Genomic DNA, 15,773 nt, shown 5'->3' on the forward strand with positions numbered 1-15,773 from the left:
AAATGGAAGCAATGAAAGCCATTTTACCCGGATTATCACTTATCCAGCAGCGCTGTATGCTCTCTTCATCAACGTAGAGGAGCAAAATTATGCTGGTAAACGGTAAGTGGAGTGCAGAGTGGCATCCGGTGCAAGCCACCGACAAACAGGGCGGATTTGTGCGTCAGACCTCCAGTTTTCGTCACTGGATTAGCGCAGATGGCTCCAGCGAATTTGCGGCCGAGCCGCATCGTTATCACCTCTATGTGGCACTGATTTGTCCCTGGGCTTCACGCACGCTGCTGGCGCGCAGCCTGAAAGGGCTAGAGCACGTGATCAGCGTGTCGGTGGTTGAGCCGCAGCTCGGCGCGCAGGGCTGGCGCTTCGGCGATTATCCCGGTGCAGATCGCGACTGGCTCAACAAAGCCGAATACCTTCACGAGCTTTACACCCGCGCCGATGCCGATTTCACCGGGCGCGCCACCGTGCCGGTGCTGTGGGACAAGCAGACGCACACTATCGTCAATAACGAGTCGGCCGATATTTTGCGCATGCTGAACAGCGGCTTTGGCGCGCTGGCGGACGATCGCATCGATCTCTATCCCGAGGATCTGCGTGCCGAGATCGACGCGCTGAATGAAGCGATCTATCCACGCCTGAATAACGGCGTCTATCGCACCGGCTTCGCCACCACGCAAGTGAGCTATCAGCAGGCGTTTAACGACGTGTTCAGCCAGCTGGATGAGCTGGAGCTGCGTTTGCAGGATGGCCGCACTTTCCTGCTCGGCGAGCGCGTAACCGAAGCGGATATCCGCCTGTTTGTCACGCTGGTACGCTTTGACGTCGCCTATCACGGCCTGTTTAAATGCAACCTGCGCCGCCTGCGCGACTATCCGCTGCTCGATCGTTATCTGAAGAGTATGCTGGCGGTTTCGGGCGTGCGTCAGACGGTGAATATCGACCATATCAAACAGGGCTATTATTCGATTAAAGCGCTGAATCCCAACGGCATTGTGCCGGTTGGCCCGGATATGACGGCCTACGGTTTATAAGGAGCAGTGCGATGGCAAAAGCGTTAGTGATTTTTTTACACGGCGTCGGCAGCAGCGGCGACGATCTGGCGGTGCTCGGCGAACATTGGGCGCGCCTGCTGCCGGATGTGGCGTTTGCCTCGCCGAATGCGCCCTTCCCGTTCGAACATGCGATGGGATATCAATGGTTCAGCCTGACCGGCATCACGCCGGAAAACCGCCCGGCGCGCGTACGCGACGCGCGTGCCGCCTTTGATGCCACGCTGCAACAGCTGATGGCGCAACACGGCATGGCGGACGCGTGGGATAAAGTGATTCTGGTGGGTTTTTCGCAGGGTTCGATTATGGCGCTGGATGCGCTAGCGTCTGGCCGTTATCCGCTGGCGGGCGTGGTGGCGTTTTCCGGCCGTCTGGCGTTTGACGCAGCCTTAACGCCGCAGCCTTACACGCCTGCGCTGCTGATTCACGGCAAAGCCGATGATGTGATTCCGTTTAGCGAAAGCGAATCGGCGGCGCAGCGTTTGCAGCAGGCGGGCGTGACGGTGGAAGCGCGTTATGAAGCCGCAACCGGCCACACCATTTCATCGCAGGGCGCGATGGATGCAGCCGGGTTTATTGCCCAATGCTTGCAGGATTAAGGCCAGTAGCGGTTTAACGCCTGCCACGCCTTGTGCGCAGCCACGTCCGCTGGCTGCGCTTTTAGCTCATCATTAAACACTTCAATGCCGACCGGCCCGCTGTAACCGGCACTTTTCAGCTTATCGACAAAGCGTTCCACTTCGATAATGCCGTCGCCCGGCAGCAAACGCTGATGACGCGCATACTCGCTGAGCGGCTTTTTATCCTGCGGCGGCATCTCTGCCATGTCGCACAGCTGCACTTCGTAGATACGATCGGCAGGAATGCCATCCAGCTGCGACGCATCGCCGCCTGGCGCACAGATGTGGAACAGATCGACCACTAAACCGATATTCGGTTGGTCCAGCCGCTGCAGCCGTTCCCATGCCAGCGGCAGCGTGTTATCCACGCTGCACCACGCCATTGGCTCATACATGATGCGCATGTTGTAGCGCGCGGCTTCCGACGCCAGCCAGCGCAAATCTTCATCAATCCGCGCCGCCACGCAATCTTCGCGCGTGCTGGCCGGTGCCTGGATGGTGTCGCAGCCGATGGCCTGAGCAATCTGAATAAACTGGCGCAGTTCTTCGCGTTTTTGCTGACGATCGCGATCCGGCGCACCGGTGAAATCGCGTAGCACCTGTACATTGGTGAAACCCAGCTGCAACTGCTTTGCGAGCTGCGACGTACTGGCCTGCACATCTTCACGCCAGATCTCCACCTGGTCGAAACCGGCGGCGCGTGCGGCGCGCAGCTTTTCCTCAGGTTCACCGTTTAACAACACCAGGTTAAGGAATTTGGGGTTACGGCGCATTAATCAGCTCCTTAATCGTCCGGATAATCGGTGACAAATTCTGTCCGTCACGCGGACAGAACGGCGTTCAGTATCTACCTCTTAGGAGTTATTTCAAGCGTGGCGGTTATCCCAGCAGATTCACCACGGCAAAACCGGCAAAGGTCATCAGCAGAGAACCGATAACGTGCACCATGACACTCGACATCGCCCAAAGGTATTTACCTGATTGTAGCAGCCCGACAATTTCCGCCGAAAAAGTGGAAAAGGTGGTTAAACCGCCACACAAGCCGGTAACTATCAGTAACTTCCAGAAAGGATCGATCTGTGGATTACGGACAAAAAACGCCAGCGCGGCACCAATAATAAAACCGCCCACAAGATTCACCATCAAGGTGCCCGGCGGCAAATTGGGAAACAGCGCGTTAAACCGCAAAGAGATTAACCAGCGCAATGAACAGCCCACTGCACCGCCAACGATAACCGCCAGTAACGACTTCAACATAGTGTGTAGCTCCTGAAATGAAATACGCGCAGGGCCGCGGCAGGACAGAAAACACCTGACACACCGCCGTCTCCCGCGCAGGGATACGAGTGTTGTCAGGCGTCATCAGCCGTCTGTGACCAGAACGGCGGTTGGGGAAGGTGGCACGCCATCACCTTAGGCGGGAGATAATACGCTGGCTTAGCAATGCAGACAATATGGTGAAAGAGGCACAATGTTGTAGCGGCGCGATTTATCGCGCGTATCAATGAAGGCACAGTGCCAACCCATCTTTGCGCAATAAATTGCGCCGCTACGGTGTGTGCGAATATCAACGATTGAAATGAATCACGCCCTTAATCAGTTCGCGATTATTGATGACCTCGGCTTCAAAGGTCTCCGCCAGCGTAGAGAAATCATAGTGACGATTCAGCATCATATCGGCACGAAGCTGACCGTTAGCCATCAGTTCGCCGACTTTGGCGAAATCTTCCAGCGTGGCGTTGCGGCTGCCCATCAAGGTGGTCTCCTTTTTATGGAACTCGATGTCGGGAATCACCAAATCCCCTTTATGCAGGCCAACAAACACGATGGTGCCGCCGTGACGAATCAGTTTTACCGCACCGTTCATTGCCGCCGGGCTGCCGGTAGCATCGATCACTTTGGCGGCTAAGCGTCCGCCAAACTCCGCTTTCAGCTGCGTTGCAAAATCCTCTTCCAACGGATTTACCGTCGCCACACCCAGCTTATCCGTCACATGCGCACGCCGCTGCTCGCTGGTATCCGCCACCACCACATGAGCGCCAGCCGCTGCCGCAATCGCCGCCACGCCGAGACCAATCGGCCCTGCGCCCACCACCAATACCTGCTCATCCGCCACCACCGCTGCACGGCGTACCGCATGGGCGCTAATGGCAAAGGGTTCAATCAGCGCGGCGGCTTGCGGATCGACATCATCTACCGCCAGTAAATTGCTGGCGGGCACGCTAAGGAATTCGCAGAAACCGCCATCCTGATGCACACCAATCACCGAGATTTTTTCGCAGCAGTTGGTTTTGCCGCTCAGGCAGGCATCGCACTGCTGGCAAGCCACATAAGGAATCAGCGCCACGCGCTGCCCTGTCCGGAAGCCGCTCGCCTGGCTACCGAGTTGCACTACTTCACCACACAACTCATGCCCCAACACGCGCGGATAGCTGAAGAACGGCTGATTTCCGGCCCAGGCATGAATGTCGGTGCCGCAAATCCCGGCGGCGATCGGTTTGATGAGGACTTCATTCGCGGCAGGCGTCGGTTTAGCACGCTGCTGCCACACCATCTGGCGCGGCTCGGCGACCACCAGCGTTTTCATTGTTGTCATGGGTTTCTCCTGTGCTGATGTCGCAGTTATGGCGAAAATCATGAGTTGTAGGTTTTTGCGTGGGGGGAAGTGTGAAGCGATCCGCTTTTTTTGGGCTTTGTATGGTTTTTAATTAATAAAAAACCGGAGACGCGTATGAGCCGCAGTCAAAACCTACGTCAGAACGTGATTAACCAAATGCTGGAGGGCATTGCCAAACGGCATATCCGTTCGCCGCTGCCACCGCAGGCGGCGCTGGCTGAGATGTTCAATATCAGCCGCACGACGGTGCGCTACACGTTACAGCACCTGCATGAGCGCGGCGTGCTGGAGAAGGTGGATGAAACCTACGTGATTGTGCGCGATCCCTGCGATGAAGACGGTTTTAACGCTCTCACACCGCCCATTGAACAGCAGGCCATGCAGTTTGAGCAGACCTTTTTCAACCTGATTAACCAGCGCCAGCTGATGCCGGGCGACACCTTTAGCGAGCTGCAACTGGCGCAGCAGGTGAAAGTGAGCCCGATTGTGGTGCGCGAATTTTTGCTGCGCTTTATGCGCTATGACCTGCTGGAACCGGTGAAACGTGGTCAGTGGCGCATGAAGAAGTTCGATCAAAACTATGCCGAAAATCTGTTTGAGCTGCGCGAAATGCTGGAAACCCACGCGCTGACGCGCTTTCTCAATCTTCCTTCTCAGGATGAGCGCTGGATGCAGGCGCGCGATCTGCTCGATCGCCATCGGTCGATGCGCGATACCATCGCCAGCAATTACCGCCACTTCGCCGCGCTGGATAAAGAGATGCACACGCTGATTCTCTCGGCCGCCAACAATCCTTTTTTCAATCAATCGCTGGAGATCATTTCAGTGATTTTTCACTCGCACTATCAGTGGGATGAAACCGATCTCAAGCAGCGCAATATCGTGGCGCTGGAGGAACATATGGCGATTCTCACCGCGCTGATTAGCCGTCAGGATGTGGAAGCGCTGTGCGCCCTGCATAATCATCTCAGTACAGCCAAGACCTCAATGATCCGCTCGATTCGTCAGTACAATTAAAAACCGATTAAAAACCACAAAGCATTAGCTCCCGCACGAATCTGAAACATCTCCGCAACATCCGAACGGTTTGCTTCTAGTCTCGAAGTCAATCCGTTGTGGCAGCACCGTTTCGCTGCCGCAGGATCCCACATCCACGCATAACGATAAGTACCCACATCCGGGAGGTTGCAATGGAAAATACTTCGGCTCGTGGTCGCGAAAATGCGCCACAACCCGCTGCTGACGGGCAAGATTTTATCCCGGCACGCGGTGATGAAGTGCGCTCGCCGCGCATCAAAAAGATTCAGGTCACCGCCATGTTGCTGCTGCTGTTTGCCGCCATGATCAACTATCTCGATCGCAGCTCGCTGTCGGTCGCCAACATGACGATTCGCGGCGAACTGGGGTTATCCGCGACCGAGATTGGTTTACTGCTTTCGGCGTTTTCCCTGGCTTACGGCCTGGCACAGCTGCCGTGTGGCGCGCTGCTGGATCGCAAAGGGCCACGCATTATGCTGGCGATTGGCATGTTCTTCTGGTCGCTGTTCCAGGCCGCAGCCGGTTTGGTGCATAACTTCACCCAGTTTATTTTCGTGCGCATCGGTTTGGGGATTGGTGAAGCGCCGATGAACCCGTGCGGCGTGAAGGTGATTAACGACTGGTTCAACATCAAAGATCGCGGCATGCCGATGGGGATGTTTAACGCCGCTTCGATGATTGGTTTATCCATCGCGCCACCTATTTTGGCGGCGATGATGATGGTCATGGGCTGGCGCGGCATGTTCATTACCATCGGCGTGCTGGGCATGTTCCTCGCCATCGGCTGGTATCTGATGTACCGCGACCGCGACAACAGCAAACTGAGCGGTGAAGAGATTCACTATTTGCAGGCGGGCAGCGTGGCATCACGCAAGGAACCGCTGAGTTTTGCCGAGTGGCGCGGCCTGTTCAAGCAGCGCACCATGTGGGGCATGATGATTGGCTTCAGCGGCATCAACTACACCGCGTGGCTGTATATCGCGTGGCTGCCGGGCTATCTGCAATCCACCTATAACCTCGACCTGAAAAGCACCGGTTTACTGGCGGCGATTCCTTTCCTGTTCGGCGCGGCGGGCATGCTGCTGAACGGTTATGTGGTAGATGCGCTGGTGCGTCGCGGTCACGATGCGGTGAAGGTGCGTAAGATCTCCATCGTCAGCGGCATGTTGCTGTCCGCCGCGTTTACTGCGTTTGTCACCCGTGCCACCGACACCACCAGTGCGGTGACGCTGATTGGTATGGCGCTGTTCTGCATCCACTTTGCCGGGACATCGTGCTGGGGTTTGATTCACGCCAACGTCACGGCACGCATGACGGCATCGGTCGGCAGCATCCAGAACTTCGCCAGCTTCGTTTTCGCCTCGTTCGCCCCGGTGATTACCGGTTGGGTGCTGGATACCACCAAGTCATTTAGCCTGGCGTTGATGATTTGCGCCGGTGTGACGGTGGTGGGGGCGCTGGCGTATTTGCTGCTGGTACGTAAACCGATTACGGATGGGATTTGATACAGAGCCGGCGGTCGCCATGAATGGCGACCCTACGGGTTTTGTAGGGTGCGCATTTATGCGCACCAGCAATAGGCGTTATGCCTGCCGGGTAAAAAACTGCGATTCACACTGCCGGGCAATCTCCCACAGCTTGTTGCGAATCACCTGTTTCAGCTGCAGCGTGGATTGCGACTGCGGCCGATCGCGGCGACTGATTAACATCACTTCAAACGGCAACGGCTGCGCCACCGGCAGCAGCTTGAGCTGGTCGGCATAACGACAGGCGGTGAACAGATCGACAATTCCCACGCCGCCGCCCGCCAGCACCATATCGGCAATCACCGAATAGGTTTTGATCGACAGCGATACCGCTGGATTCAGCCCCTTATCGCGCAGCGCGCGGTGCAGTACCCGACCCAGCGGATCCTGATTCTGCATCATCAGCAGGTTGTTGGCGCACAGCCACTCCAGCGTCACCGGCTCATGATGGGTGTGATGGCGCGGCAGCAGCGCCACCATCGATGACTGAAACAGCGGCTCGGCAAGTAAGTCCGCCTCCACCTGCTGCCCAAACACCAGCGCGAAATCGAGCTGATTATCCATGATCATGCGGCACAACGTGCTGAAGTGCTCGGTCACCAACTCGACGCTAACCGACGCCGCCTGTTGTCGCCAGTTCACCAGCGCCGGTGCCAATACCATCTGACCAAATGCGTGCGCGGCGCCAACGCGCACCGTTTGCCCTTCGCCGCGCCGCAGCTGTTCGGTCAATTGGGTAATCGACTGTAAACGTTGATAGATATCTTCCACTTCCGGCAGCAAGCGCCGCCCTTCTGCGGTAACAACCATGCCCTGCGCACGCCGTTCGAACAGGGCAAAGCCAAGCTGCTGCTCGGCGTGATTCAGCACCCGGCTAACATTCGGCTGCGACACATTGAGCAGGCGCGCCGCCGCACTGATGCTGCCGGTCTGCACAATCGCCTGAAACACTTCAATATGCCGCAGCCGCATGGTTATTCGCCCCAGGTGGCTTCAAGTACGCGCAGCCAGTTGCCGTGGCAAATCTTCTCCAGCAGCGCGTGCGAATAGCCGCGTGCCGCCAGCGCCTGCACCAGCAGCGGGAATCCGGCCACGTCTTTCAGATCGCCCGGCATGGTTGCGCCATCGAGATCCGAACCAAATCCAACGCCATCTTCCCCCACTTTTTCCAGCAGATACTCGACGTGACGCACGATGGCATCAACGCCGGTTGGCGCATGGCGATCGCCATCTTCACGCAGGAACGGCACTGCAAAGTTAACCCCGACAAAGCCGTGAGTTTCGGCAATCGCTGCCAGCTGGCGATCGGTGAGATTACGTGACTGCGCGCTTAGCGCATGCGCGTTGGAGTGGCTCGCCACCAGCGGTGCATCGCTGATCTCTGCGGTGTGCCAGAAGCCTTTCTCATCCATATGCGACAGATCGACCATGATACGGCGGCGATTACAGTCACGCACCAGCTGCTTGCCCGCCGCCGTCAGGCCGTTGCCGATGTCTGGAGAAGAAGGATAGAGGAACGGCACGCCGTCGCCGAACTGATTCGGACGACTCCACAGCGGCCCCAACGTGCGTAAACCGCTGGCGTACAAGATATCGAGCAGCTCGCCATCGCTATCCAGTGCTTCCGCGCCTTCCACGTGCATCACCACCGCTAACACCTTGTTTTCCATGCAGTGGCGGATATCGCGCACGCTGCGGCAAATTTTCACCTGGCCGTTTGATGCCTGCTCAATGCGCAGCAGCAGCGCCAGCATGGAAAAGGTGGCGTCGCGCGCAGCGCTGATAATTTCCTGCGGAAAATTTGCGAGGTCTGGCGCACTTCTTGCAATCAGAGGGTGGGACGGTACCCAGGTGGCGAAAATGCCACCTAACATATTTCCCTGACGGATACGCGGAAAATCCATTTGGCCACTGTGGGTGCCCGTAAAAAATGCCTTAACCGCGTCCGGCTGATGGTGCTGCCAGAGTTTATTCAGCACATCGTTATGGCCATCAAAAACCGGAATGGTGAAGGTTGTCGCATCAGACATGTTGTTCAGTTCCATGTTCGGGAGAAAGCGCAGCACTGCCAGCTGGCGGAGCAAATTGCACCAAAAAAGGGCGTGTGAAACAAAAGGCTTCGTGCCGGTATTAATCCTCCCGCACGCCAGGAAAGTCAAGACATAAAAACGCAAAATAACAATTTTTTATTTTAATTATCAATCAGTTGGGAGTTTACATGGTTACCAGAAGACGTTTTCTTGCAGGATGCACTGCCGTACCTGTTGTTTCCTACCTCAGCCTGAATTCCGCATTCGCCGCCACGCCACCCAGCATGCTGGTGATAGCGATGCAGCTCGATAACATCACCAGCCTCGATCCGCATGAAAGCTTCGAAGCCACCGGCGGCCAGATCTGCGGCAACCTGTATCAACGTTTAGTCACGCCCGATCCGCAACAAGCCGACAAAGTCATTGGCCAGCTGGCGCAAAGCTGGGACGTCAGCAGCGATAACAGCACGTATACCTTCCATCTCGATCCGGCGGCGAAATTCGCCGATGGTTCACCGCTCACCGCGGAAGATGTCGCATTCTCGATTGAACGTATCGTTAAGCTGGATAAGAGCCCGGCGTTTATCATCAACCAGTTTGGTTTCACCAAAGATAACGTGACGCAGCAGGTGACGGCGAAAGATGCCCACACCGTGGAGATGAAACTCGGTGCGCCAGCGGCAGAAACTTTCCTGCTTTACTGCCTGTCCGCTACCGTTGGCAGCATCGTGTCGAAGAAGGCTTGTCTGGCGAATCAGCAGAACAACGATTTCGGCAACGGCTGGCTGAAGCAGCACAGCGCCGGATCCGGTGCGTTTACGCTGCGCACCTGGAATGCCAGCGAAACGGTGATTCTGGAACTCAGCCCGCAATATGCCGCGCAGAGCAAAATCAAACGCGTGATCCTCAAACATATCGCCGACCCAGCGGCGCAGGCGCTGATGCTGAAGAAAGGCGATGTCGATGCGGCGTATGACCTCACCACCGAACAGCTGCTGCAGGTGAAAAACGACAGCAGCGTGGCGCTGGTGAATCAATCGCTGTCGGCCATCATGCTGATGTCGTGCAACACCAATAATCAGTATCTGAAAAAGCCGCAGGTGTGGCAGGCGCTGAAGTGGGCGCTGGATTACGACAGCATCCAGAAAAACATTCTGTCGATGAGTTTTGTCACCCATCAGAGTTTCCTGCCGAGCGGATTCCCGGCGGCGCTGGACGATACGCCATTCCACAAAGATGTGGCGAAAGCCAAAGCGCTGCTGGCCGAAGCCGGTTATCCGGACGGCTTCGAAATCACTCTCGATCACTACTCGATGCAGCCGTACCCGGACATCGCGCAGGCAATTCAGACCCAGCTGGGCGCGATTGGCATCAAAGTGTCATTGATCGCCGCCGAAAACCGCCAGGTGTTGACCAAAATGCGCGCGCGTCAGCATCAGCTGGCACTCACCGTGTGGGGCGCCGATTACTTCGATCCCAACTCCAACACCGAAGCCTTCTGCGTCAACACCGACAACAGCGATAACGCACGCGCGCGAACCCTGGCGTGGCGCTGCAGCTGGTCAGATGAACAGTTCAATAAACTGACCGAGCAGGCGCTGCACGAGCCGGATCCGGCAAAACGTATTGCCCTCTACCAGCATATCCAGCAGCTGGGGCGTGAAAAGAGTCCGTTCATTTTCATGATGCAGAAGACCAAGAATGTCGCCACCCGCAAAGGCCTGGCGGATGTGCACATGACCGTGCTGGAGCAGTGGCCGTATGCGCAGGTGAAAAAAGCCTGATGCCGTTACTGAAGAGAATCGTCAGCACCCTGGGAAGCCTGGTGCTGACGCTGTTTGGCCTGTCGGTGTTGACCTTTTTCATCGGCCGCGTCATGCCCACCGATCCGGTGCTGGCGGCGGTCGGCGATAACGCACCACAATCGGTGGTGGAGCGCGTGCGGACGGAAATGGGGCTGGATCAGCCGCTTTACGTGCAGTTTGGTCACTACCTCAATCAACTGCTGCATGGCGATCTTGGCCGATCGATTCTTACCTCCAATCCGGTGAGCACCGATATCGCGCGCTTCTTCCCCGCCACCATGGAACTGGCGACCGCAGCCATCATTATCGCTGCGCTCATCGGTATTCCACTCGGCGTATGGGCGGCGGTGCGTCAGGGTTCGTGGCTCGACCAAACCATTCGCGTGATCTGTCTCGCCGGCCATTCGCTGCCGGTGTTCGTGCTGGCGCTGTTGAGCCTGCTGGTGTTCTACGCGGTGCTCGGCATTGCGCCCGGTCCCGGCCGGCAGGACATTATCTGGCAGGATATGGTGCCGCAGGTGACCGGCTTCCTCACCATCGACTCGCTGCTGGCGGGAGAAATGGACGCCTTCTGGGATGCGCTGGCGCACATGGCGCAGCCGGTGCTGATTCTGGCCTACTTCAGCATGGCCTACATTACGCGCATGACGCGCACCTTTATGCTGAATGCGCTGAGCGGCGAATTCGTGATTACCGCCCGCGCCAAAGGGCTATCCTCGCGCCGGGTCATCTGGCGCCATGCCTTTCCCACCGTGGCGGTGCAGCTGGTGACGGTGCTGGCATTGACCTACGCCGGGCTGCTGGAAGGCGCGGTGGTGACGGAAAACGTCTTCGCCTGGCCGGGGCTTGGTCAATATCTCACCACCTCGCTGATGAACGCCGATATGAATCCGGTGGTCGGCGCGACGCTGCTGGTCGGCACCGTGTACGTGCTGCTCAACCAGCTGGCTGACCTTCTCTATCGACTTTGGGACCCGCGCGTAAAATGATCTTCTTCTCTCGAGACTGGCTGCTTGACGACACGCCAGCCAACCGCCGCCAGGCGGTGTGGGGCCGACGCTATCGCCTGTGGCTCAACCTGCGCAGCAATCCGCTGGCGATGATCGGCCTGCTGGTGATCAGCGTAATGCTGTTTCTGGCGCTGTTTGCGCCGTGGCTGACACCCTTTGATCCCGGCGTGCAGCATCTGGAAAACCGCCTCGCTGCGCCTTCTGCCGCGCACTGGCTCGGCACCGATGAGCTGGGGCGCGATGTCTGGACGCGCATTATCTACGGCGGCCGCACCACGCTCGGCATGGTGATCGCTGTGGTGCTGCTCACCGCGCCGCTCGGCCTGCTGATTGGCTGCATCGCCGGCTATGCGGGCGGCTTCGTTGATAAAGCGTTAATGCGCATCACCGATATCTTCCTCGCCTTCCCGCGTTTGATTCTGGCGCTGGCGTTTGTCGCGGCCCTGAAGCCAGGTGTGGAGAGCGCGATTCTGGCGATTGCCCTCACCTCCTGGCCGCCATATGCGCGCCTGGCACGCGCCGAAACCTTACAGTTTCGTCATAGCGATTTTATCGCCGCCAGCCGCCTGACCGGCGCTTCGCCGCTGCGCATTATTCTGCGCCACATCATGCCGCTGTGCGTACCGAGCCTGATTGTGCGGGTCACGCTGGATATGAGTTCCATCATTATCACCGCCGCCAGTCTGGGCTTTCTTGGCATGGGCGCGCAGCCGCCGTCACCGGAATGGGGCACGATGATCGCCACCGCGCGTCGTTTCCTGTTCAGTGAATGGTGGGTGCCACTGATGCCCTGTATCGCGATTTTCCTGACGTCGCTGGCGTTCAACTTTCTCGGCGACGGTCTGCGCGACGTGCTGGATCCTAAGGAGCGCTAAATGTTGGTGGAAATTAGTAACCTGCGCATTGCCTTCCGCTCGCGCAGCGAAACCTTTGAAGCGGTGCGCGGCGTCAGTTTTAGCGTTGGCCGCGAGAAGTTTGCGATTGTTGGCGAAAGCGGCTCTGGCAAATCGCTCACCGCGCGCAGCCTGATGCAGCTGCTGCCGGGCAATGCCGAGGTCAGCGCTGATGTACTGCGCTTTGATGGCATCGATCTGCGCGGTGCCAGCGAGAAAGTGATGCGCAAAATTCGTGGCAAGCGCGTCGGTTTTATCCTGCAGGACCCAAAGTATTCGCTCAATCCGGTGATGACTATTGGCCAGCAGATTGCCGAAGCCTGGCGCGAGCACAAAGGCGGCAGCCATAAAGCGGCGATGCAGGCGGCGATTGCGCTGCTGGAACAGGTGAAGATTCGCGATCCAGCTGCCGTGGCGAAACGCTATCCGCATGAAGTATCGGGCGGCATGGGCCAACGCGTGATGATTGCCATGATGCTGGCACCCGATCCGGAGCTGCTGATTGCCGATGAACCCACCAGCGCGCTGGATGCCACGGTGCAGGCCGAGATCCTTAAGTTGATTGACGAACTGGTGTCGGCGCGCGGCATGGGGCTGATCCTGATTAGCCACGATCTGCCGCTGGTGTCGCACTTCTGCGATCGTGTGGCGGTGATGTACGGCGGCCGCATCGTCGAGCTGCTCGACGCCGGGCAACTGCAGCAGGCACAGCATCCCTATACGCGCGGTTTGTTGGCCTGTTTGCCATCGCTGCGCCATGCGCGTGAGCGTTTACCCGTATTGCAGCGCGATGCCGCATGGCGGGAATAATTGGCAGGTCGCCATGAATGGCGCCCCTACGATCGTTCAGCGCGTTTTTGTAGGGTCGGCATTCATGCCGACCGTTTCCATGCCCGCACGGAGCATCCATGATTCAAATCGATAACCTGCACATCGCCTTCGGTGCGCACACGGCGGTGAATAACGTCAGCTTTGCGGTGGGTAACGGCGAAAGCTTTGGCCTGGTGGGTGAAAGCGGCTCGGGAAAATCCACCATTCTGCGTGCGCTCGCCGGGCTGAATGCCGACTGGCAAGGCAGCATGCTGTTTGGCGGCATGCAGCTCAGCGCCAAACGCAGCCGCGCTTTTTATCGTCAGGTGCAGATGGTATTTCAGGACCCGTTTGGTTCGCTGCATCCGCGCCAGACCATCGATCGTATCCTGCACGAACCGCTGCTGGTGCATCAGCTCGATCGCGCCGAGCAGCGCATCAGCCAGGCGTTAAGCGAAGTGGGTTTGCCGGCGGCGGTGCGTTTCCGCTATCCGCACCAGCTCTCCGGCGGCCAGCGCCAGCGCGTAGCGATTGCCCGCGCGCTGATCGCCGAACCGGAAGTGCTGCTGCTGGATGAACCTACCTCCGCGCTGGATGTGTCGGTGCAGGCCGAAATCCTGAATTTACTCAGCGATCTACGCAGCGAGCGCAAACTCACCTACATTATGGTGACGCATAACCTCGCGGTGGTAACGCACCTGTGTCAGCGCATTGGCGTGATGCAGCACGGCGAGATGGTGGAGCAGCTGAGCGCCGACGATCTGCGCGCGCGACGCATCCAGCATCCGCATACCGCCCAACTTTTCGATCTCAGCATGACGCTGGAGGAACCGGCATGACCGCTAACTGGCAACACGCTGCGGATATCGCACAACAGATTACCGAGAGCTGGCAGCAGCCGGGCGCGCCGGGCGGCGCAATCGTGCTGTTTGATGCGCAGCAGATTCACGCCACCCACTGCGCTGGCCTGGCCGATTTGGCGCAGCAAACGCCATTCAGCGCCGACAGCGTGGTGCGCTTCGCCTCCATCACCAAACATATCTTTGCCGCGTTGGTAACCGGCCCCGGCCGCCGCTATCTGCAGCTTGATGACACGCTGGCGCAGCATCTGCAGCAGCTCAGCGGCGCCAACGGGCAGATTACCGTTGGCCAGGCGCTGGACATGAGCAGCGGCCTGCCGGACGTGCGCGAAACCTTATCGCTGCTGGGATTGTCGGTGTACAACGCGACGCGCGCCGCCGACCTGTTAGATTTTATCGCGCGTGAAGGCGAGCTCAATTATCAGCCCGGCAGCGAAATTTCTTACACCAACACCGGCTACCGGCTGGTGGAAGAAGCGCTAAAAGCCAAAGGCGTACGCTTCAACGATTTGCTGCAGCAGTACATCAGCGATCCGCTGGATATCAACCTGATTGCGCCGGAAAGCTGGTTCGATATCGTGCCCGGTTTAGCGCCGGGTTACTGGCAAAACGGCGACCATTGGCAGCTCGCCAGCGCCGGTTTGCATCTCTCGGCTTCGGGCAGCGTAACCGGCAGCCTCAATCATCTGACACGCTGGCTGCAAAGCCTGCTGGCCGATAGCGGACCGGGCGCGGGCGTGCTGCAGCGCCTGACTGCACCGCGCAATCTCAACGATGGCCGCACCAGCGGTTACGGTTTGGGCATTACCAGCTCGACGCTTGGCAGCCAGACGCTGTTTGGCCACGGCGGTTCGCACGCCGGTTATAAGAGCTATTTTCTGCTGCATCCGGAGCTGAAAATCGGCGTGGCGCTGGTCGCCAATCGCGAAGATGCCACCACTTCCGAAAGCGTGTTGCGCGTGATGGCGGCGCTGCTTAATCGCGAATTGCCGGAGAAAGGACACGATTTAACGCCTGGACTCTACGTGGCGGAAGACGCCGCCGACTGGCTGGAGATCAAGGGCGTGACGGCCACCTGGCTTGGCGCCGGCGAAACGCTGTGGCGCGATGATGCGCACGGCGATGCGGTTTCGCTCTCCAGCACCTTTCCGATGCAGTTGCGTCACGAGGGCGCGGCGATTGTCGGTGAAATTGGCCATGCCGCACGACGTTTTGTGCCGGTGCAGCCCGACCAAGCCAGTCTCGATAATCTGCAAGGCCGGTGGTTCGCGTCCCAGTGGCGCAGCGAGTTGGTGGTTGAAGGCGATAGCTTGCTGATGGGCATCGGTCCGGCGGCGATTCGCGCCCGGTTACAGTCGTTAGGTGGCGATCGCGTACTGGCCACCGCGCAGGATGGACCGTGGGAGAAGCGTTTTGTGATTGCGCGCGCAGGCGACACGCTGCAGTTAATGTTGAACCGCAGCCGGGTGGTGAGGTTTAGCCGTTAAACCAGGTGCGCATAAATGCGCACCCTAC

Annotated in this window: 15 protein-coding genes and 1 riboswitch; of the genes, 10 read left to right on the forward strand and 5 right to left on the reverse strand. The window is 58.2% G+C overall.

Annotation, left to right across the window (positions count from 1 at the left end):
* Positions 1-89: 89 nt before the first annotated feature.
* On the forward strand, positions 90-1,031 hold the full coding sequence (locus AC07WB_RS18500) for a glutathione S-transferase family protein (RefSeq protein ID WP_345827840.1): 942 nt from the start codon (positions 90-92) through the stop codon (positions 1,029-1,031).
* A gap of 11 nt (positions 1,032-1,042) precedes the next feature.
* On the forward strand, positions 1,043-1,648 hold the full coding sequence (locus AC07WB_RS18505; protein WP_097095708.1) for an alpha/beta hydrolase: 606 nt from the start codon (positions 1,043-1,045) through the stop codon (positions 1,646-1,648).
* Here the strand turns inward: AC07WB_RS18505 and AC07WB_RS18510 are convergent.
* The 3 genes from AC07WB_RS18510 to AC07WB_RS18520 all read right to left on the reverse strand — a co-directional run bounded on the left by AC07WB_RS18510 (position 1,645) and on the right by AC07WB_RS18520 (position 4,265).
* Positions 1,645-2,442, reverse strand: a complete 798-nt coding sequence (locus AC07WB_RS18510) for a sugar phosphate isomerase/epimerase family protein (protein WP_345827837.1) — start codon at positions 2,440-2,442, stop codon at positions 1,645-1,647. The genes AC07WB_RS18505 and AC07WB_RS18510 overlap by 4 nt on opposite strands.
* A 106-nt stretch (positions 2,443-2,548) precedes the next feature.
* Positions 2,549-2,926 (reverse strand): fluoride efflux transporter CrcB, encoded by a 378-nt coding sequence (gene crcB / locus AC07WB_RS18515; RefSeq protein ID WP_097095706.1) that lies wholly within the window; start codon positions 2,924-2,926, stop codon positions 2,549-2,551.
* Between the two features lie 89 nt (positions 2,927-3,015).
* Positions 3,016-3,091, reverse strand: a riboswitch (Fluoride riboswitch).
* Between the two features lie 145 nt (positions 3,092-3,236).
* Positions 3,237-4,265, reverse strand: coding sequence for a zinc-binding alcohol dehydrogenase family protein (locus AC07WB_RS18520; protein ID WP_494940983.1), 1,029 nt, complete (start codon positions 4,263-4,265; stop codon positions 3,237-3,239).
* A gap of 135 nt (positions 4,266-4,400) precedes the next feature.
* Here AC07WB_RS18520 and AC07WB_RS18525 point away from each other — a divergent pair, with 135 nt between their 5' ends.
* Positions 4,401-5,303 (forward strand): GntR family transcriptional regulator, encoded by a 903-nt coding sequence (locus AC07WB_RS18525; protein ID WP_097095704.1) that lies wholly within the window; start codon positions 4,401-4,403, stop codon positions 5,301-5,303.
* A gap of 173 nt (positions 5,304-5,476) precedes the next feature.
* On the forward strand, positions 5,477-6,829 hold the full coding sequence (locus AC07WB_RS18530; RefSeq protein ID WP_400458798.1) for an MFS transporter: 1,353 nt from the start codon (positions 5,477-5,479) through the stop codon (positions 6,827-6,829).
* 78 nt (positions 6,830-6,907) lie between these two features.
* On the opposite strand, the gene AC07WB_RS18535 is transcribed toward AC07WB_RS18530, so the two are convergent.
* Both AC07WB_RS18535 and AC07WB_RS18540 read right to left on the reverse strand, forming a co-directional pair.
* Positions 6,908-7,822 (reverse strand): LysR family transcriptional regulator, encoded by a 915-nt coding sequence (locus AC07WB_RS18535; RefSeq protein WP_097095702.1) that lies wholly within the window; start codon positions 7,820-7,822, stop codon positions 6,908-6,910.
* 2 nt (positions 7,823-7,824) lie between these two features.
* Positions 7,825-8,880, reverse strand: coding sequence for a dipeptidase (locus AC07WB_RS18540; RefSeq protein ID WP_494940984.1), 1,056 nt, complete (start codon positions 8,878-8,880; stop codon positions 7,825-7,827).
* Between the two features lie 188 nt (positions 8,881-9,068).
* Between AC07WB_RS18540 and AC07WB_RS18545 the strand changes: the two genes are divergently transcribed.
* The 6 genes from AC07WB_RS18545 (at position 9,069) to AC07WB_RS18570 (ending at position 15,745) form a co-directional block, all read left to right on the forward strand.
* Entirely contained in the window at positions 9,069-10,664 is a 1,596-nt protein-coding gene (locus tag AC07WB_RS18545; RefSeq protein WP_494940985.1) for an ABC transporter substrate-binding protein, read from the forward strand.
* Positions 10,664-11,674, forward strand: coding sequence for an ABC transporter permease (locus AC07WB_RS18550; RefSeq protein WP_345827826.1), 1,011 nt, complete (start codon positions 10,664-10,666; stop codon positions 11,672-11,674). The genes AC07WB_RS18545 and AC07WB_RS18550 overlap by 1 nt, the downstream gene beginning before the upstream one ends.
* The gene (locus AC07WB_RS18555) at positions 11,671-12,570 is read left to right on the forward strand and encodes an ABC transporter permease (RefSeq protein WP_097095698.1); all 900 of its coding nucleotides are present in this window, start codon (positions 11,671-11,673) and stop codon (positions 12,568-12,570) included. The genes AC07WB_RS18550 and AC07WB_RS18555 overlap by 4 nt, the downstream gene beginning before the upstream one ends.
* Positions 12,571-13,398, forward strand: a complete 828-nt coding sequence (locus AC07WB_RS18560; RefSeq protein WP_097095697.1) for an ABC transporter ATP-binding protein — start codon at positions 12,571-12,573, stop codon at positions 13,396-13,398. It abuts the gene before it with no gap.
* Between the two features lie 98 nt (positions 13,399-13,496).
* Positions 13,497-14,237: an ABC transporter ATP-binding protein gene (locus AC07WB_RS18565; RefSeq protein WP_097095696.1), complete on the forward strand. Its 741-nt coding sequence runs from the start codon at positions 13,497-13,499 to the stop codon at positions 14,235-14,237.
* Positions 14,234-15,745: a serine hydrolase domain-containing protein gene (locus tag AC07WB_RS18570; protein ID WP_494940986.1), complete on the forward strand. Its 1,512-nt coding sequence runs from the start codon at positions 14,234-14,236 to the stop codon at positions 15,743-15,745. Before AC07WB_RS18565 ends, AC07WB_RS18570 begins: the two co-directional genes overlap by 4 nt.
* Positions 15,746-15,773: the final 28 nt, after the last annotated feature.

The organism is Pantoea sp. GW821-FHT03E06, assembly GCF_059420725.1.

Coding starts and splice junctions, on each gene's coding strand:
- AC07WB_RS18520 (WP_494940983.1), bottom strand. CDS start 4,265: ATGACAACAATGAAAACGCTGGTGGTCGCCGAGCCGCGCCAGATGGTG.
- AC07WB_RS18555 (WP_097095698.1), top strand. CDS start 11,671: ATGATCTTCTTCTCTCGAGACTGGCTGCTTGACGACACGCCAGCCAAC.
- AC07WB_RS18525 (WP_097095704.1), top strand. CDS start 4,401: ATGAGCCGCAGTCAAAACCTACGTCAGAACGTGATTAACCAAATGCTG.
- AC07WB_RS18535 (WP_097095702.1), bottom strand. CDS start 7,822: ATGCGGCTGCGGCATATTGAAGTGTTTCAGGCGATTGTGCAGACCGGC.
- AC07WB_RS18540 (WP_494940984.1), bottom strand. CDS start 8,880: ATGTCTGATGCGACAACCTTCACCATTCCGGTTTTTGATGGCCATAAC.
- AC07WB_RS18545 (WP_494940985.1), top strand. CDS start 9,069: ATGGTTACCAGAAGACGTTTTCTTGCAGGATGCACTGCCGTACCTGTT.
- AC07WB_RS18500 (WP_345827840.1), top strand. CDS start 90: ATGCTGGTAAACGGTAAGTGGAGTGCAGAGTGGCATCCGGTGCAAGCC.
- AC07WB_RS18560 (WP_097095697.1), top strand. CDS start 12,571: ATGTTGGTGGAAATTAGTAACCTGCGCATTGCCTTCCGCTCGCGCAGC.
- AC07WB_RS18570 (WP_494940986.1), top strand. CDS start 14,234: ATGACCGCTAACTGGCAACACGCTGCGGATATCGCACAACAGATTACC.
- AC07WB_RS18510 (WP_345827837.1), bottom strand. CDS start 2,442: ATGCGCCGTAACCCCAAATTCCTTAACCTGGTGTTGTTAAACGGTGAA.
- AC07WB_RS18505 (WP_097095708.1), top strand. CDS start 1,043: ATGGCAAAAGCGTTAGTGATTTTTTTACACGGCGTCGGCAGCAGCGGC.
- AC07WB_RS18565 (WP_097095696.1), top strand. CDS start 13,497: ATGATTCAAATCGATAACCTGCACATCGCCTTCGGTGCGCACACGGCG.
- crcB (WP_097095706.1), bottom strand. CDS start 2,926: ATGTTGAAGTCGTTACTGGCGGTTATCGTTGGCGGTGCAGTGGGCTGT.
- AC07WB_RS18550 (WP_345827826.1), top strand. CDS start 10,664: ATGCCGTTACTGAAGAGAATCGTCAGCACCCTGGGAAGCCTGGTGCTG.
- AC07WB_RS18530 (WP_400458798.1), top strand. CDS start 5,477: ATGGAAAATACTTCGGCTCGTGGTCGCGAAAATGCGCCACAACCCGCT.